The sequence below is a fragment of the Pseudomonas sp. P7758 genome (assembly GCF_013386485.1).
Classification (GTDB): domain Bacteria; phylum Pseudomonadota; class Gammaproteobacteria; order Pseudomonadales; family Pseudomonadaceae; genus Aquipseudomonas.
Genome location: NZ_JACARS010000015.1, coordinates 1 through 16,946 on the forward strand (window position 1 = coordinate 1; position 16,946 = coordinate 16,946).

A 16,946-nucleotide genomic window follows, 5' to 3' on the forward strand; every position below is an offset into this window, starting at 1 on the left:
TCGATCACACGCTCTGCGTGTGAATGCCGCCTTGGACGCTCTGCGTCTGCTTTGAAATCGTGATGCAGAGCGTCACAGGATGCATTCCAACGCGGAGCGTGGGAACGATCATTGGAGGCGTGGATAACCCAAGGCTTCAGCCAGCTGCCGGTAATCCAGCAGCACCTGGTAATCCGCTTCGGTAGCGGGCAGCACTTCGTGTACGCCGAGGGTTTGCATCACTTCGGGCAGATCCTGCAAGGCCAGGTTCATGACCTCCCGCAGGTGTTCACTTGAGCCCGGCGCGCTGATGTAAGGCAGCGTCGGGCTGGGCGCGCTGCGGGTGACGATCCTCAGCCCGGCCACTTCCTCTGGCGCAAAACGGGCGAGGTAGTCGAAGGTCACGCTGTCGATGGCGGCAAGGTCGGCGCGGTTTTCCCGCAGCCAGCGCAGGCTTTCGCGATGGGCGCCGCTGATGCCGACTTCGGCAAAGAACCGACCGCCCTGCTGCAGCGGCGCCAGGCGTTCGCGCAGCAGGTTCATGCCGCTGTTGGAGTCATGGCCGTTGATCACGCCGCGGCTGTCTTGGAAGTCGGCCAAGGCAACTCGGGGATTGTCGTCGCGGGTCAGCAGCAGGCTGCAATGCTGGCCGCCGCTGCTATGGGGCAATTCGTAGCGCGGGCGGCCAATCACCTGGACTTGCCCGCGCAGCTCGGTCATCAGCGGGTAGCCGCAGGTTTGCGTCAGCAGCAATTGCGGGGCACGCCACAGGCTGCGCAGGTCGAGATGATCAGCCTTGCGGCGGGTCGCGCCCAGGCGCTCAAGGATGCGCGAAAGCCAGCGCTCATTGGCCTGTTGCACCTGCTGCGGCGCCACGTACATCAGCAGTTCGGCGTAGCGGTCACTCATGGTCGTCTCTCAAGCAAAGGGGTGCCGTGGGCTGTCGATGGCCTTGAGCCCGTGACGGCCGATCAACTGGCCGTAACCCTGCACCAGGAACCCGCCGCTGCGCGCCACCCATTGTTCGCGGCGCGCGCGGTACACGGTGGGCAGCAAATACCACGGCAGCTTCGGCAAGTCGTGATGCACCAGGTGCAGGTTATTGTTGAGGAACAGCCAGGTCCACGGCCAGGCGGCTTCGTTAAGCACCGTGCGCTGTTCCGGTTGTGGGTGCGGCCGATGCTCATAGTAGGAACGGATCGCCGCCACCGACAAGGCCGGCACGCTGACCAGCGCCACGTAGTGCCACACCGGCAGCACGCTGTAGTGGGCGATGAAGGTCAACATCAGCACGGTCACGGTGCCATGGCTCAGCCACATCAGCCACGCCTGGCGCTGGCCTTCGCGCAGGCGCCTGACCTCGTTGCGCGCCAGCTTCCACAGCGCCAGCGGCGAACCCAACAGGAAGCGCCCCAGGACGGTCTTGGTCAGCCAATGCAAGGTGCGCTCGAACAGTGAACTGTCGTCCCACTGCCGCTGATTCAGGTAGCGGCTTTCCGGGTCGACACCGGGCACCGTCAGGTCTTCGTCGTTGTGGTGCACCAGGTGGCAGTTGCGGTACAGGGTGTAGGGGTACCAGACGGCAAACGGTGCGTAGCCGAGGAGTTTGTTCAAAGCAGTGAAGCGGGTGGGATGGCCGTGCAGCAGTTCGTGTTGCAGGGACATCCACAGCGTCACGAGCGGGATCAACAGTGCGGTACTCAGCCACAGGCCAAGCCAGTGGCTGGCGAGGATCACGGCAAACCAGCCGGCATAGACGCCGATCAACAGCAGCCAGGTCGGCCACTCGGTGCGGGCGGTAAAGGTCTGGGCCAGGGCTTCGATTTCCCGGCGCTGGGTTTCATCAAGGTAGTTGGACATCGGCAGCTCAGGGCAGGCGTGGCCGACGAAAAAGTCGGCTTCATCCTGCTCTGTGCAATGGGGCGGGAAAATCTTGCAGATCGTTTGGTACTTAGCTTAGAACTTAATGACCGAACAGGTTGCTGTCGGTTTTCTTGGCCTTTTTCTCGGCGCGTTTTTCATCGGCGGTCTTTGCCGGTTTCTTCTTGTCAGCTTTCTTGGAATTCAGACCTTTGGCCATGATGCGTGCTCCACTTACAGGGGATGTAACACTGGGTATAACACCGATTGCCCAACAGAAGGCGCTTTGCCCGACTTATAATCTGCACCCCCTGGATTCGCGTGTTTGAAAACCATGCCCGAGTTGCACATCGACCGACTGGCAGAGCCGTTGTGGCCGCTGCTGAACAAGTTCTATCGCAGCCATAACTCACCGATGAAGGCCCTCAAGGGTGGCCAGTTGTGGGTGGCCAAGGGCAGCGAGATTGTCGCGGGCCTGTGCCTGACGCCGGTGGTGGGTGGGCAGTGGTTGACCGGGCTGTTTGTCGACCCGGCGCTGCGTGGCCAGGGGCTGGCGGCGCAATTGATTCGCGCCTCGGTCGCAAGCGTTGAAGGCACGGTGTGGCTGCTGTGCCATCCGGACCTGGAAGGCTTTTATCAACGCCTGGGTTTTACCCAGGACACGTTGCTGCCGCAGTCCTTGTCGGAGCGCCTGGTGCGCTACAAACGCAACAAGCCGATGATCGCCATGGGCTTAGAACCGTTGGTGAGGTCGACCTTCAATAAAGTGTGATCAGCCGTTGTGGGCCCCATGCTAGCCTCGGCGGCACCAGCGGCCCATTACAGGATGATCATGAAAGCGACCCTTGCAGCCTTATCCCTTGCAGCTCTCCTCGCCCCGGCCTTGAGCCAGGCAGCCGAAGCGCCGGTTTCCGCCGAGCAGTATGCAACCGTGCTCGCCGGCAGTTGGCGCGTGCCGGCCAACAGCGCGCGTGATGGGTATCGTCACCCGCAGCAGACCCTGGAATTCTTTGGCCTGCGGGGCGACCAGACCCTGATCGAAATCACCCCCGGTGGTGGCTGGTACAGCGAGCTGCTGGCGCCGCTGCTCAAGGATAACGGCCACTACATCGCTGCCGTGCAGGCGCCGAACAGCAGTGCCTACGCGCGTACATCAGAAGAAAACCTGAAAAAGAAATTCGCCGCAGACCCGGTGCATTATTCCAAGGCAGGCTTCGCCGAGTTCGACCCCAAGGCTCCGGTGCTGGGCAAGCCTGGTTCGGCCGACACCGTGCTGACCTTTCGCAACGTGCATAACTGGGTGATGGCGGATACGGCGCCGGCGATGTTCGAGGCGTTCTTCAAGGTGTTGAAACCGGGCGGCGTGCTGGGGGTGGTGGATCACCGGGCCAAGGACGGGGCATCGCTGGAAGACATCAAGCACAGCGGTTACCTGACCACCGCGTATGTGGTGAAACTGGCGACGGATGCGGGGTTCAAGCTTGAGGGGCAGAGCGAGGTGAATGCCAACCCGAAAGATACCAAGGACTACCCGGATGGGGTCTGGACCTTGCCGCCGGCGTTGACGTTGGGGGAAAAGGACAAGGCGAAGTATGTGGCGATTGGTGAGTCGGACCGGATGACGTTGCGGTTTGTGAAGCCCGCAAAATAAGCTGAATGCACGCAGAACAAATGTGGGAGCGGGCTTGCTCGCGAATGCGGTGGATCAGTCTATATCTTCGGTGACTGGCACTCCGCTTTCGCGAGCAAGCCCGCTCCCACATTTTGAGGTGTGTTTTGCCTGAGGGTTATTCGTCTGCCGTCGGATCCATATCCGGGAACATCACTTCGATAAACCCGAACTTGCTGAAATCGGTAATCCGCGATGGGTACAGCCGGCCGATCAGGTGATCGCACTCGTGCTGTACCACCCGTGCGTGAAAGCCTTCGGCAATCCGCACAATCGGCTCGCCCTTGGGGTCAAACCCTTCGTAGCGAATCTGCTGGTAACGGTCCACGGCCCCGCGCAAGCCCGGCACCGACAGGCACCCTTCATAGCCTTCTTCCAGCACCGGGCTGAGCGGCGTGATCAGCGGGTTGATCAGGATGGTCTGGGGCACGGCGGGCGCGTCCGGGTAGCGTTCGCTGCTCTCGAAACCGAAGATCACCAGTTGCAGGTCCACTCCAATCTGCGGTGCGGCCAGGCCGACGCCGCCGACGTGTTCCATGGTCTGGAACATGTCATCAATCAACTGCCACAGCTCGGGGCTGTCGAACATTTCCGGCGGAACCGGCGGGGCAATGCGCAGCAGGCGCTCATCGCCCATTTTCAGGATTTCACGGATCATCGATCAGACTTCATCGGTAGTGGGCTTGAGTGAGTGGTCCCGGCCAAGGCCTGAGACATGTTGTTTGTCGTCGTGCTCGCCAAAGTCCTTTTCACCAGGATCCTTGCCTTCGGCCGACATGTGTTCGATCACCGCATTCATCTCCGCCCCCAGCAACAGCACGGCAGCCGAGATGTAGAAGTACAACAGCAGCACAATGATCGCGCCGATACTGCCATACATGGCGTTGTAGTCGGCAAAGGTTTTGACGTAGTAGCCAAAACCCAGGGAAGCGACGATCCAGACCACCACCGCCAGCACCGATCCCGGGGTGATAAAGCGAAACTTCTGCTTCACGTCAGGCATCACGTAGTACATCAACGCCACGGAGAACATCAACAGGATGACGATCAGCGGCCAACGCAGGATGGTCCACAGCGTGACCACGAATTCCTGCATGCCGATCTGCCCCGCCAGCCATTCCATCACCTGGGGCCCGAGCACCATCAAGGCGGCGGCGGCCAACAGCATGCCGGCGAAGCCTACGGTGTAGAAAATCGACAGCGGGAAGCGCTTCCAGATCGGTCGGCCTTCCACCACGTCATAGGCGGCATTCATCGCACTCATCATCAGGCGCACACCCGCCGAGGCGGTGTACAGCGCGATCACGATACCCACCGACAACAGGCCACCCTTGGATTGCTGCAACTGGTCGATCACCGGGTTGACCTGCTCCAGGGCCTGGGGCGGCAATACCAGTTCCGATTGCATGCGCAGCCAGGTGAAGAAGTCCGGCAGGTGCAGGAAACCGATCAGGGCAATCAGGAACAGCAGGAAGGGAAACAGCGAGAACAGCATCTGGTAGGCCAGCGCCGAGGCGTACGTAGGCATCTCGTCATCGAGGAACTCTGTGACAGTGCGCACCAGCACTTTGTGCAGGGGCAAGCCTTGTAATACCGGAAAAATCATAGCGTCTCCTTTCGCCGCAAAAAGTTGAGTTCGTGGGCGACTCAGGGGCCGTTTTCTACATCAAGGTAGCTTATTTGGCGACCTTGAAACAATTTCCAAACTTTAATCACTGCAGGTGACACAAAAACGGCCATCCGTGGATGGCCGTCGGGCTGCTGGAGTGCAGGCAGCCAGGTCGGGACTATTTGACCGCTTTCTTTACTGCGTCCTTGGTGTCGCCGACTGCTTTTTGCACTTCACCTTTCTTTTCCTGAACCACGCCTTCAGCCCGCAACTTGTCGTTGCCGGTGACTTTGCCAACACCTTGCTTGATGTTGCCTACGGCTTCGTTCGCCAAACCTTTTGCCTTATCCGATGTGCTACTCATGGTATTTCTCCTGGGAACAATCAAGGATTTTGGTCACTACGTAAACGTTGACCCTTGGCCTTTCCAGAGAGTTTCAATTATTTTTTCAGCGGCATTTCATCGCGCCGTACAGGTTTGGCTTTATGTTTTGCGGCCAACCCACGAGAATGCCGGGCACATCCAGGCGCAAGCGCTGGGTAACAGATCCCGTAGGAAGGTTATGAAACTCAATAAAGCACAGGCCATTGCCCGCAGAAACCAGGAACTGGGCGGTGCCGTACTCGGTGTCAACAACTGCCACTTCACCGACCTGGACCGCAAACGCAACATCTGGTGGTTCGACCTGCCGGTGGGCCGGATTGCAGTGGGCCAGTACGAGTGGATCCACTTGTTGATGCACAACGCCGAGAGCGACCAGTTGCTGCACCTGAAGGTGCCAACGGTGTTTTTGCGCGAGAAGCTGGAAGGCCTGGTGGTGCGCAATGCCGGCAAGCGCAAGCCGGAGATTACCCTGGAGCTGAGTGCCGACAAGGACTCGTTCCTCAAGGACGTACGCCCGGCCGGTGCCGGTGTGAGCTTCGCGCAGTTCGCACTGTAGGAATACGGTAAAAACTGTGGGAGCGGGCTTGCTCGCGAATGCGGTGTGTCAGTAACCGGTATATCACTGGCACACCGCTTTCGCGAGCAAGCCCGCTCCCACATTTGGATTGCATTTCAATGCGGGAAAATCAGCGTTCAATAAAAAGCCCCGCATCTGCGGGGCTTTTTGTTGGGGGCCGAGTTACTTCTTCAAACCCAGCTTTTTCAGTTCTTCATCCCGCAGTTCGCGGCGCAGGATCTTGCCCACGTTGGTGGTCGGCAGCGCATCGCGGAATTCCACGGCCTTGGGCACCTTGTAGCCGGTGACGTTGGCGCGCATGTGCTCCATCACCTGGTCTTTGGTCAGGCTGGCACCCGGCTTGACCACGATGAAGATCTTGATGTGTTCCCCGGACTTCTCGTCCGGCACACCAATGGCCGCGCATTGCAGCACGCCCGGCAGGGTCGCCAGCACGTCTTCCAGCTCGTTGGGGTAGACGTTGAAACCGGAGACCAGAATCATGTCCTTCTTGCGGTCGACAATGCGCATGTAGCCATCCGGCTGGATGATCGCGATGTCACCGGTCTTCAGCCAGCCTTCGCTGTCGAGGATCTCGGCGGTGGCGTCTTCGCGCTGCCAGTAGCCCTTCATCACTTGCGGGCCCTTGACGCACAACTCGCCCACTTCACCCAGCGCCAGCTCGACGCCGTCATCGGTGATGACCTTGCACAGGGTCGACGGCACCGGGATGCCGATGGTGCCGATCTGGATGTTCTGGATCGGGTTCACGGTGGCCACCGGGCTGGTTTCGGTCATGCCGTAACCTTCGCAGATGGAGCAGCCGGTGACCGCTTTCCAGCGCTCGGCCGCCGCCAGTTGCAGGGCCATGCCGCCGGACAGGGTGACTTTCAGCGCCGAGAAATCCAGCTTGCGGAAGGCATCGTTGTTGCACAGCGCAACGAACAGCGTGTTCAGGCCGACAAAGCCGCTGAACTTCCACTTCGACAGTTCCTTGACCATCGCCGACAGGTCGCGCGGGTTGCTGATCAGGATGTTGTGGTTGCCGATCAGCATCATCGCCATGCAATGAAAGGTGAAGGCATAGATGTGGTACAGCGGCAGCGGGGTAATCAGGATCTCGCAACCTTCATTCAGGTTGGAGCCCATCAGCGCCTTGCACTGCAGCATGTTGGCGACGAGGTTGCGGTGGGTCAGCATCGCGCCCTTGGCCACGCCCGTGGTGCCGCCGGTGTATTGCAGCACGGCGACTTCGTCGCTGGCGGGGCTGACTTCGTTCACCGGCTGGCCGTGGCCCTTGGCCAATACGTCGTTGAACTTGATCGCCTTGGGCAAGTGATAGGCCGGGACCATCTTCTTCACGTACTTGATGACGCTGTTGATCAGCAGGCGCTTGAGCGGCGGCAACAGGTCGGCGACTTCGGTGACGATCACGTGCCGGACGGAAGTCTTGGGCACGACTTTTTCAGCCAGGTGCGCCATGTTGGCCAGGCAGACCAGGGCCTTGGCACCGGAGTCGTTGAATTGGTGTTCCATTTCCCGCGCGGTGTACAGCGGGTTGGTGTTGACCACGATCAAGCCGGCACGGATGGCACCGAATACGGCGACCGGGTATTGCAGGACGTTGGGCAGTTGCACGGCGATTCGATCACCGGGCTGCAAGTCGGTATGCTGTTGCAGGTAAGCGGCGAAGGCGCCGGACAGTTCGTACAGTTCACCGTAGGTGATTGTCTTGCCCAGGTTGCTGAAAGCCGGTTTGTTGGCGAAGCGTTGGCAGGACTGCTTCAGTACCGCCTGAATATTCGGATACTCGTCTGGATTGATTTCTGCAGCAATCCCGGCGGGGTACTTATCCTTCCAAAAGTCTTCGATCATGGAAGCCCACTCCTCAGCGACGCGAATTCATTCATCGCATTTGATGCGATTATTATTTGTTTGTTTTTGGGTGAGTCTGGCGGTTAAAAGCAGGCCAAGAGGTCACAAAGCGCGCCGAGAGTAGCAGCTTTGCCAAGGGCCGCCTAGAGCCAAAAGAGGCCCCTACGGTCATAAACATGACTCAAGAATATCTAATGGTCATTTTTAGAGCAAAGATTCTATAAGCCAAGAAAGGGCTCTGGAATGGGCTTCTACGCATTTAAACTGAATGAATAAAAACCAAATGTGGGAGCGGGCTTGCTCGCGAAAGCGCAGTGTCAGTCACAGGATATGTCGACTGGTACACCGCTTTCGCGAGCAAGCCCGCTCCCACATTTTTTGACCTTATTTCAAATCAGGCTATGTCGCGCAATTCGCGCCGCAGGATCTTGCCCACCGGCGTCATCGGCAACGACTCACGCAACACAATATGCTTGGGCACCTTGTAGCCGGTGAAGTTGGCCTTGCAGTAGGTCTTCAGCTCTTCAAGGCTCACGCCCTGGGCACGGGCCACCACAAACAGCTTCACCGCCTCGCCGGTACGCTCGTCCGGTACGCCGATCACCGCGCAGCTGGCCACCGCCGGATGCGCCATCACCACGTCTTCGATCTCGTTGGGGTACACGTTGAACCCCGAGACGATGATCAGATCCTTCTTGCGATCAACGATGCGCACAAAGCCGTCCGGGTCGATCACCGCGATATCGCCGGTCTTGAGCCAGCCTTCGGCGTCCAGGGTCTCGGCAGTGGCCACCGGTTGCTGCCAGTAGCCCTTCATCACTTGCGGGCCCTTGATGCACAGCTCGCCCCGCTCGCCCAGCGGCAGCTCCGCGCCGTTGTCGTCGATGATCTTCATCGCCGTGCCCGGCACCGGAATGCCCACGGTGCCCAGCTTCGATTTGCCGCCATAGGGGTTGGTGCTGGCCACCGGTGAGGTTTCGGTCAAGCCGTAGCCTTCACCAATCGCGCAGCCGGTCAGTTGCTGCCAGCGCTCGGCCGTGGCCTTGACCAGTGCGGTGCCGCCGGAGTTGGTGAGCTTGAGGTGGGAGAAATCCAGGCTCTTGAAGTCCGGGTGGTCCATCAAGGCCACAAACAGGGTGTTGAGCCCCAGCAGCCCGGTGAAGCGCCACTTTTTCAGCTCCTTGATAAAGCCGCCGATGTCCCGGGGATTGGTGATCAGTACGTTGTGGTTGCCCGATACCATCATGCACATGCAATTCGCGGTGAAGGCATAGATGTGGTACAGCGGCAGCGGCGCCACCATCACCTCTTGGCCTTCCTTGATCAGCGGATGGCCGTCGTCCCCCAGTTGCGACATGCACGCCCGCACTTGCTGCATGTTGGCCACCAGGTTGCCGTGGGTAAGCATTGCGCCCTTGGCCAGGCCGGTGGTGCCGCCGGTGTATTGCAGCACCGCGATGTCGTCGAGGGTCACCGGATGGCGGTTGAGTGCCTGGCCGGCGCCCATGCGCAGGGCGCGCTTGAAGGAGATGGCTTGCGGCAGGTTATAGGCCGGGACCATCTTCTTCACCTTGTCGACCACGGTGTTGATCAGCCAGCCCTTGGCGGCGGGCATGAAATCGCCCATCTTCGCTTCGATCAGGTATTCGATCTCGGTGTCCTTGCTGACTTCTTCAACACGCGAGCCAAACAGGTTCAGGTACACCAGCGCACGAATGCCGGCATCCTTGAATTGGTGACGCATTTCCCGCGGGGTGTACAGCGGGTTGGTGTTGACCACGATCAGCCCGGCGCGCAGGGCGCCGAACACGGCAATCGGATAATGCAGGACGTTGGGCATCTGCACGGCAATGCGGTCACCCGGCTTGAGGTCGGTGTGCCACTGCAGGTAACCGGCGAACGCGGCGCTGCGCCGATCCAGCTCGGCGTAGGTCAGGGTGATCCCCATGTTGCTGAACGCCGGACGATCGGCAAAGGTCTTGCAGGAACGCTCGAAGACTTCGATCACCGATTTATAGGCTGTGAGGTCGATCTCGTTGGGAACCCCGGCTGCGCGTTTGTCATTCCAGAAATCAGGTTGCATTATTCTTGTCCTCTTACCTGAGTGGTCCGGCCGCTTTTGATGTTGCGATGAAAGCGGAGCTTTGGGGACGTTAGCAGCTATGGTCAATCAGGCAAATACAACAAGATGCGTCATTGATTGTGTGAATCTCCCCGCCAAGGCCAGCGCTGATCCAGCGGCCTGCGGTGAATGAGCTATACACTGCAACGACCCTGAGCAAAGGAAGCGCCATGAACCACACCACTTTCTGGCTGACCGCGAATGACCGCAGTCGGGTGTACGTCAACCAGTGGCTGCCGGACGGGCCGCCCAAGGCGCTGATCATGCTGGCCCACGGCATGGCCGAGCACAGTGGCCGCTATGCCCGCCTGGCCCAGGCGTTGTGCGATGCCGGCTACGGCCTGTACGCCCCCGACCAGCGCGGCCACGGGCGTACCGCCGACGAGGGCACCCTGGGGCTGTTCGCCGAGAAAGACGGCTGGAACAAGGTGGTGGGCGACCTGGCGAGCCTCAACCAGCATATCGGCCAGCAAGCGCCGGGGGTGCCGATCATCCTGCTGGGCCACAGCATGGGCAGCTACATTGCCCAGGCGTACCTGCTGCACCACAGCGCGAGCCTTAACGGGGCGATTCTCAGCGGCTCGAATTTCCAGCCGGTGGCGCTGTACGGCGCGGCCAAGGTGATTGCCCATGGCGAACGCCTGCGCCAGGGGTTGCGCGGGCGCAGTGCGCTGATTGATTTCCTGTCATTTGGATCGTTCAACAAGGCGTTCAAACCCAATCGCACCGCTTTCGACTGGCTCAGCCGTGACCCGGCCGAGGTCGACAAGTACGTCAGCGACCCGCTTTGCGGCTTCCGTTGCACCAACCAGCTGTGGATCGACCTGCTGGGCGGCTTGCAGCAAATCAGCAAAGCGTCCAATCTCGCTCAGATAGACCCGGGGCTGCCCATCCTGATAATGGGCGGTGAATGTGATCCGGTCAGTGAAGGCAAGCGTCTCAAAAGTCTGGCCAATGCGTTGCGTGAAGCCGGCTGCCAGCACCTGGAGCTGAGCATTTACCCACAGGCGCGCCACGAATTATTCAACGAAACCAACCGTGATGCGGTCACAGCCGACGTGCTGACGTGGCTGGCCCAGGCAGCAGTGCTGCGCCGCCCTACTCGCTGCGAATGATTTTTCGTTTAAAATCAATACATTAAGATTTCTGATTAGCCACAGGATGCACCAACTGATGACCCAGGTTACCAACACGCCTTACGAAGCCCTCGAAGTCGGCCAGACCGCCAGCTACAGCAAGATCGTCGAAGAGCGCGATATCCAGTTGTTCGCGGCAATGTCCGGCGACCACAACCCGGTGCATCTGGACGCCGAATTCGCCAAGGCGACCATGTTCAAGGAGCGCATTGCCCACGGCATGTTCAGCGGCGCCCTGATCAGCGCGGCGGTTGCGTGCGAGTTGCCTGGGCCCGGCACGATCTATATCGGCCAGCAAATGACCTTCCAGAAGCCGGTCAAAATCGGCGACACCCTGACCGTGCGTCTGGAAATCCTCGAGAAGCTGCCGAAATTCCGCGTGCGCATCGCCACCCGCGTATTCAACCAGCGCGATGAGCTGGTGGTAGACGGCGAAGCCGAGATCCTCGCGCCACGCAAGCAGCAGACCGTGACCCTGACCGAACTGCCGGCCATCAGCATCGGTTGAACGAACGCCCATGAAAAAGCCCCGCATCTGCGGGGCTTTTTTATTCAGGCGGGGCTCAAGACTGAGCGCGAGCCTGGTTACGCAGGGCTTTCACCTGGTCGTGGTTGCGTTGCGCGCCGTGGAACTGACGCTCTACCAGGTCACGAATGCCCAGCAGGTTGTGCTTGTTGATCTTCTCGATCGCTTCTTTGTAAGCCTTCAGTGCGTGGTCTTCACCGCGCTCGGCTTCGTTCAGCACGGCTTCTTCGTCTTTACCGGTCACCATCGACTTCACGTCGACCCAACCACGGTGCAAGGCACCGGCGACGCTACCGGATTTTTCCGGATCGCCACCCAGTGCTCTTACTGCGGTCTGCAGTTCGGCTGCGGCGGTACCGCAATCAACGGAACGTTTGGCAAACAGGGCTTTGAGTTCTGGGTGCTTGATGTCTTCTGCGCAGGTCTTGAAGCCTTCCTGGCCGTCTTTGCTGGTCTCGATCAGGTCGTTGAGTACGGAGATCGATTCTTTGTTGATATCAGTCATTTTTCAATTCCTTCGCGGGTTAAGAAACGTGTATTAGTAATTGCAGCGCCCGTGCCAGCTTTTGAAAAACAATTTATTACTTAAATTTCAATAAGTTAGCCAATACACAAAAATCTGTATCCGCTTTATTTGCATGATCTGTCATTTGGCCTCCATGCAGAATGCCTGTATTTTCCAAGGCATCGACTCAAACACCTGAAGCCGCAATGAACCCTGAAAAACTTGAACTGCTGATCACCCGCGAAATGCCCTTCGGCAAGTACAAGGGCCGGATCATTGCCGACTTGCCCGGCCCCTACCTGAACTGGTTCGCCCGTGAAGGTTTCCCCCACGGCGAACTGGGCGGGTTGCTGGCCCTGATGCAGGAAATCGACCACAACGGTTTATCCGAACTGCTGGAACCCCTACGCGCCAAGCACGGCAAGCCCGCCCCTCGTCATTAATAGAGCACGCACATGGACAGTACCCGCGACGAACAACACTGGCACGCCATCGCCCAGCGCTACGACCTGGAGCCCGGCCCGATCAACCTCGAAAACGGTTATTTCGGGCGCATGAGCCGCGCGGTACTTGAGCAGTATCAGGACAACGTCGCCTTCATCAACCGCAGCAACTCGATCCATGTGCGCCAGCGTTTCGAGCAGGGCGAAAACGTCGAGATCCGTAACCAGTTGGCGCAGTTGATGGACGCCGATCCTGAAGCCATCGCCCTCACCCGCTGCGCCTCGGATGCGTTGCAGTCGCTGATCCGCAACTACAACCGCTTGCAGCCCGGCGACCAGGTGCTGATCAGCGACCTGGAGTACGACACCGTCAAGGGCGCCATGCGCTGGCTGGCGCAGAATCGCGGCGTAGAAGTGATCGAAATTGCCCACGAACACCCGGCCAGTTTCGACAGCCTGGTGCAGACGTATCGCGATGCGTTCCTGCGCTATCCCCGCCTGAAACTGCTGGCACTGACCTACGTGACCCACCGCACCGGGCTGGTGATGCCGGTGGAGGCGATTGCCGGCGCTGCCAGGGAACATGGAATTGATGTGATCCTCGATGGCGCCCATGCGCTGGGGCAGATCGAGTTCAACCTGGCGCAGTTGGGTATCGCGTTTGCCGGTTTCAACCTGCACAAGTGGATCGGTGCGCCGTTGACCCTGGGCTTTATCTACATCGACCCACAACGCTTGGCGGACATTGATCCGGACATGGGTGAGTTTCATTACCCGGCCACCGATGTACGTGCCCGCACGCCATACAGTACGCCGAATTTCCCGGCGTTGATGACCTTGCCGCTGGTGTTCGAAGAGCATCGTTTGCTGGGTGGATCCAGAGCCAAGGGCGCCCGCCTTAATTACCTGCGGGATTTGTGGGTGAGTGAGGTGCGGCAGTTGCCGGGAATTGAAGTGCTGACGCCGGACGACCCACGGCTGTATTGCGCGATCACGTCGTTCAAGTTCACTGACAAGCCGGATCAGCAGGTGATGGCGGACCGACTGCTCAAGGAATACAACCTCTTCACCACAACCCGCAGCGGCGCGTCGTTCGGCAGTTGTATTCGGGTGACACCAGGCTTTTTGACGTCAGCGGCAGACATTCATGCGCTGATCAAAGCCATCACCGAACTGAGCGCGATATCACTGTAGGAGCGAGCTTGCTCGCGAAGGTCGTTAACGATGACACGGGAAACCTGACACCCAGCGGTGCTCTCGGTTTTTTCGCGAGCAAGCTCGCTCCTACAGTGGGAGTGGGCCATTTTCCGCAGGCAAAAAAAAGCGGCACACCGACCAAGTGCACCGCAAAAATGCCGTAGAACACAGCAACAACGATTCGGTAAATCCAATCAGTCCAGCAGGGCCAGCGCCTCGGCGGTGGTTTCCTGGATGCGTGCCCAGTCGCCGTTCTTGACCCACTCCGGATCAAGCATCCAGCTACCGCCCACGCACATCACATTTTTCAACGCCATGTAGCTCTTGATGTTGGCCGGGCCAACCCCGCCAGTCGGGCAGAATTTCACTTCGCCAAACGGACCGCCCAGGGCCTTGATCGCCGCCACGCCACCGCTGACTTCAGCCGGGAACAGCTTGAAACGGCGATAACCCAGGCCATAACCTTCCATGATCCCGGAGGCATTGCTGATGCCCGGCAACAGCGGAATCGAGCTGTGTACCGAGGCTTCCAGCAGGTCACGGGTAATCCCGGGAGTGACGATAAATTGCGAACCGGCCACTTCGGCCGCTTCCAGCATATGACGATCCAGCACGGTACCGGCACCGGTGCACAGCTCCGGACGCTGCTCACGCAGTACCTGGATGGCCTTGAGGCCGAACTGCGAGCGCAGGGTCACTTCCAGTGCGGTCAAACCACCGGCTGCCAGGGCATCGGCCAGCGGCAGGATGTCCTGTTCGCGGGCAATGGTGATCACCGGCAGGATCCGCGCCTTGGCGCAGAGGCTGTCGATCAAGGCAACTTTGTCCGCCATGGAAACGGTAGGTTGAGGGCTGTTCATCGCGGCTGATCCTTGGCTCATGGGCACCAGTAAATCTCTAGAGTAGGTTGCAAAAACGCGCGTATCGGCATGGCAGCAACGTCGTCACTGGCCAGCGCGGCGCTCAAGGTGGTCAATTTCGAGCTGCCTGAAATCGACAGCACGGTGTAGTGGGCGGTGGCCAGCAGCGCGCGACTCATGGTCAGGCGCTGGTGCGGCACAGTCGGCGCCAGCATCGGCCAGCAACGACGGCTGCCGTCCGGCTTCAACGCTTCAGCCAGGTTCGGGCTGTTGGGGAACAGCGACGCGGTGTGGCCGTCGTCGCCCATGCCCAGTACCAGCACATCAATCGTCGGCAACTCGGCCAGCAGGCGATCGGCCTGCTCGGCAGCGTCGTCAAGGGTGGCGGCGACGCTGTACAGGCTCAGGAACTTGGCCTTGGCCGCCGGGCCTTGCAGCAAATACTTCTTCAACAGGCCGGCATTGCTGTCGGCATGTTCCACCGGCACCCAGCGCTCGTCGGCCAGGGTGATGGTCACCTTGGACCAGTCCAGGCCTTGCTTGGCGAGGTTCTGGAAGAACGCCACCGGGCTGCGGCCGCCGGACACCACCAGGGTCGCTTCGCCACGGGCACTGATGGCCGCGCGCAGTTGTTCGGCCACGTCATTGGCCAGGCCATCCGCCAGCAGCACCGGGTTGCGGTACTCATGGGCAGTCACGCCCTGAGGCAGTTTCAAATCAGATATCGCCATACCAAGACCTCCCGTCCCGCGTGATCAGTGCAATCGAGCTCATTGGCCCCCAGGACCCCGCCGCGTACGGCTTGGGCGCATCACCGGATTTTTTCCACCCGGCGATCAACTGGTCACACCACTTCCACGCAGCTTCGATTTCATCTTTGCGCACAAACAGGTTCTGGTTGCCACGCATGACTTCAAGTAACAACCGCTCGTAGGCATCGGGAATCCGTGCGCTGCGATAGGTGTCGGAAAAATTCAGTTGCAGCGGGCCGCTGCGCAGTTGCATGCCCTTGTCCAGGCCCTGCTCCTTGGTCATCACGCGCAATGAAATCCCTTCGTCCGGTTGCAGGCGGATGATCAGTTTGTTGCTGATCTGCAAGCGCTGCTCCGGGGCGAAGATGTAGTGGGACGGTTCCTTGAAGTGGATGACGATCTGCGACAGTTTTTGCGGCATGCGCTTGCCGGTACGCAGGTAGAACGGCACCCCGGCCCAACGCCAGTTACGGATATCGGCACGCAGGGCGACGAAGGTCTCGGTGTCGCTCTGGGTGTTGGAGTTCTCTTCTTCCAGGTAACCCGGTACCGGCTTGCCGGCGCTGTAGCCGGCGATGTATTGGCCACGCACCACCTGGGTGGTCAGGCCGTCCGGGCTGATGGGCGCCAGGGCCTTGAGCACCTTGACCTTCTCGTCCCGAATACTGTCGGCAGACAGGTCGGCCGGCGGGTCCATGGCGATCAGGCACAGCAGCTGCAGCAGGTGGTTCTGGATCATGTCCCGCAGCTGCCCGGCCTTGTCGAAATAGCCCCAGCGACCTTCGATGCCTACTTGCTCGGCCACGGTGATTTCCACGTGGGAGATGTAGTTCTGGTTCCACTGGGTTTCAAACAGGCTGTTGGCAAAACGCAGGGCGATCAGGTTCTGGACGGTCTCTTTGCCCAGGTAGTGGTCGATGCGGTAGGTGCGGTTTTCCGGGAAGAACTGCGCCACTGCGTCGTTGACCTTGCGCGAGGAATCCAGGTCCGAGCCGATGGGTTTTTCCAGGACCACGCGGGTATTTTCCGCCAGGCCGACCTTGGACAGGTTCTCGCAGATCGCGCCGTACACCGCCGCCGGGGTAGCGAAGTAGGCGATCAGGCGTTGTTCGGTGCCGGCGTTCTCTGCCAGGGCGACGTAGTCATCGGCCTTCAGGAAGTCGACGTGCAGGTACGTCAGGCGGGCCAGGAAACGCTGGGCGACGGTTTCGTCCAGTTCCTTGCCAACGTAACCACGCAATTCTTTTTCGATGTGGGCCAGGTGCTGTTGCTCGGAACCGGCCTCACGGGCCAGGGCCAGGATGCGCGTGTCTTCGTGCAGCAGGCCCGCACCATCGAGTTGATAGAGGGCAGGAAATAACTTGCGCAGCGCCAGATCACCCAAGGCGCCAAACAGGGCAAAGGTGCAGGGTTCTACGGTTATCGAAGGCATGATGTTTGTTCTTTTATCAAGTTAAGCTACAAATACCTTT

Annotated in this window: 18 protein-coding genes and 1 pseudogene; 8 read left to right on the plus strand and 11 right to left on the minus strand. The window is 59.7% G+C overall.

Annotated elements, in window-relative coordinates; genetic code table 11:
• Nucleotides 1-108: 108 nt before the first annotated feature.
• Nucleotides 109-888: a phosphate/phosphite/phosphonate ABC transporter substrate-binding protein gene (locus tag HX873_RS03630; protein WP_177122392.1), complete on the minus strand. Its 780-nt coding sequence runs from the start codon at nucleotides 886-888 to the stop codon at nucleotides 109-111.
• A gap of 9 nt (nucleotides 889-897) precedes the next feature.
• Complete coding sequence (locus HX873_RS03635; RefSeq protein WP_003213058.1) at nucleotides 898-1,839, minus strand: fatty acid desaturase; 942 nt, start codon at nucleotides 1,837-1,839, stop codon at nucleotides 898-900.
• 334 nt (nucleotides 1,840-2,173) lie between these two features.
• Here HX873_RS03635 and HX873_RS03640 point away from each other — a divergent pair, with 334 nt between their 5' ends.
• Both HX873_RS03640 and HX873_RS03645 read left to right on the plus strand, forming a co-directional pair.
• Entirely contained in the window at nucleotides 2,174-2,611 is a 438-nt protein-coding gene (locus tag HX873_RS03640; RefSeq protein WP_177122398.1) for a GNAT family N-acetyltransferase, read from the plus strand.
• Between the two features lie 60 nt (nucleotides 2,612-2,671).
• Entirely contained in the window at nucleotides 2,672-3,490 is an 819-nt protein-coding gene (locus HX873_RS03645; RefSeq protein ID WP_177054563.1) for a class I SAM-dependent methyltransferase, read from the plus strand.
• 136 nt (nucleotides 3,491-3,626) lie between these two features.
• Here the strand turns inward: HX873_RS03645 and def are convergent, their stop codons facing one another.
• From def to HX873_RS03660, 3 genes are all read right to left on the minus strand, one after another.
• Nucleotides 3,627-4,166, minus strand: a complete 540-nt coding sequence (gene def, locus HX873_RS03650) for a peptide deformylase (protein WP_003213049.1) — start codon at nucleotides 4,164-4,166, stop codon at nucleotides 3,627-3,629.
• Between the two features lie 3 nt (nucleotides 4,167-4,169).
• The gene (locus tag HX873_RS03655; protein ID WP_177008473.1) at nucleotides 4,170-5,114 is read right to left on the minus strand and encodes a YihY/virulence factor BrkB family protein; all 945 of its coding nucleotides are present in this window, start codon (nucleotides 5,112-5,114) and stop codon (nucleotides 4,170-4,172) included.
• Between the two features lie 181 nt (nucleotides 5,115-5,295).
• On the minus strand, nucleotides 5,296-5,481 hold the full coding sequence (locus HX873_RS03660; RefSeq protein WP_003213044.1) for a CsbD family protein: 186 nt from the start codon (nucleotides 5,479-5,481) through the stop codon (nucleotides 5,296-5,298).
• A 199-nt stretch (nucleotides 5,482-5,680) separates the two neighbouring features.
• Here HX873_RS03660 and HX873_RS03665 point away from each other — a divergent pair, with 199 nt between their 5' ends.
• Nucleotides 5,681-6,058: a hypothetical protein gene (locus HX873_RS03665; RefSeq protein WP_003213043.1), complete on the plus strand. Its 378-nt coding sequence runs from the start codon at nucleotides 5,681-5,683 to the stop codon at nucleotides 6,056-6,058.
• Between the two features lie 183 nt (nucleotides 6,059-6,241).
• On the opposite strand, the gene fadD1 is transcribed toward HX873_RS03665, so the two are convergent.
• Nucleotides 6,242-7,933, minus strand: coding sequence for a long-chain-fatty-acid--CoA ligase FadD1 (gene fadD1, locus HX873_RS03670; protein WP_003213041.1), 1,692 nt, complete (start codon nucleotides 7,931-7,933; stop codon nucleotides 6,242-6,244).
• A 394-nt stretch (nucleotides 7,934-8,327) separates the two neighbouring features.
• Nucleotides 8,328-10,016: a long-chain-fatty-acid--CoA ligase FadD2 gene (gene fadD2 / locus HX873_RS03675; protein ID WP_003213039.1), complete on the minus strand. Its 1,689-nt coding sequence runs from the start codon at nucleotides 10,014-10,016 to the stop codon at nucleotides 8,328-8,330.
• A gap of 209 nt (nucleotides 10,017-10,225) precedes the next feature.
• On the opposite strand from fadD2, the gene HX873_RS03680 reads away from it, so the two are divergent.
• Together HX873_RS03680 and HX873_RS03685 are read left to right on the plus strand one after the other, a co-directional pair.
• Nucleotides 10,226-11,170: an alpha/beta hydrolase gene (locus HX873_RS03680; protein ID WP_177122393.1), complete on the plus strand. Its 945-nt coding sequence runs from the start codon at nucleotides 10,226-10,228 to the stop codon at nucleotides 11,168-11,170.
• A 58-nt stretch (nucleotides 11,171-11,228) separates the two neighbouring features.
• Nucleotides 11,229-11,699: a MaoC family dehydratase gene (locus HX873_RS03685; protein ID WP_177122394.1), complete on the plus strand. Its 471-nt coding sequence runs from the start codon at nucleotides 11,229-11,231 to the stop codon at nucleotides 11,697-11,699.
• A 55-nt stretch (nucleotides 11,700-11,754) separates the two neighbouring features.
• Here HX873_RS03685 and HX873_RS03690 read toward each other — a convergent pair whose 3' ends face one another.
• Nucleotides 11,755-12,222: a PA2169 family four-helix-bundle protein gene (locus HX873_RS03690; protein WP_008431582.1), complete on the minus strand. Its 468-nt coding sequence runs from the start codon at nucleotides 12,220-12,222 to the stop codon at nucleotides 11,755-11,757.
• 206 nt (nucleotides 12,223-12,428) lie between these two features.
• Here HX873_RS03690 and HX873_RS03695 point away from each other — a divergent pair, with 206 nt between their 5' ends.
• The 3 genes and pseudogenes from HX873_RS03695 to HX873_RS31695 form a co-directional block, all read left to right on the plus strand.
• Nucleotides 12,429-12,665, plus strand: coding sequence for a DUF3820 family protein (locus HX873_RS03695; protein ID WP_003213031.1), 237 nt, complete (start codon nucleotides 12,429-12,431; stop codon nucleotides 12,663-12,665).
• Nucleotides 12,666-12,677: 12 nt separating this feature from the next.
• Nucleotides 12,678-13,859 (plus strand): aminotransferase class V-fold PLP-dependent enzyme, encoded by a 1,182-nt coding sequence (locus HX873_RS03700; RefSeq protein ID WP_102606214.1) that lies wholly within the window; start codon nucleotides 12,678-12,680, stop codon nucleotides 13,857-13,859.
• Nucleotides 13,850-13,957, plus strand: a pseudogene (locus tag HX873_RS31695) (outer membrane lipoprotein carrier protein LolA); the annotation flags it as partial. The gene HX873_RS03700 and the pseudogene HX873_RS31695, both read left to right, overlap by 10 nt.
• Before the next feature lie 99 nt (nucleotides 13,958-14,056).
• Here HX873_RS31695 and HX873_RS03705 read toward each other — a convergent pair.
• Genes HX873_RS03705 through zwf form a run of 3 tightly spaced genes read right to left on the minus strand, consistent with a single transcriptional unit; the run spans nucleotide 14,057 to nucleotide 16,906 of the window.
• A complete protein-coding gene (locus tag HX873_RS03705) occupies nucleotides 14,057-14,722 on the minus strand; it encodes a bifunctional 4-hydroxy-2-oxoglutarate aldolase/2-dehydro-3-deoxy-phosphogluconate aldolase (RefSeq protein ID WP_003213027.1) in 666 nt (221 codons plus the stop codon).
• Nucleotides 14,723-14,739: 17 nt separating this feature from the next.
• Entirely contained in the window at nucleotides 14,740-15,453 is a 714-nt protein-coding gene (gene pgl, locus HX873_RS03710; RefSeq protein WP_087693179.1) for a 6-phosphogluconolactonase, read from the minus strand.
• Nucleotides 15,440-16,906, minus strand: coding sequence for a glucose-6-phosphate dehydrogenase (gene zwf, locus HX873_RS03715; protein ID WP_003213023.1), 1,467 nt, complete (start codon nucleotides 16,904-16,906; stop codon nucleotides 15,440-15,442). Before zwf ends, pgl begins: the two co-directional genes overlap by 14 nt.
• Nucleotides 16,907-16,946: the final 40 nt, after the last annotated feature.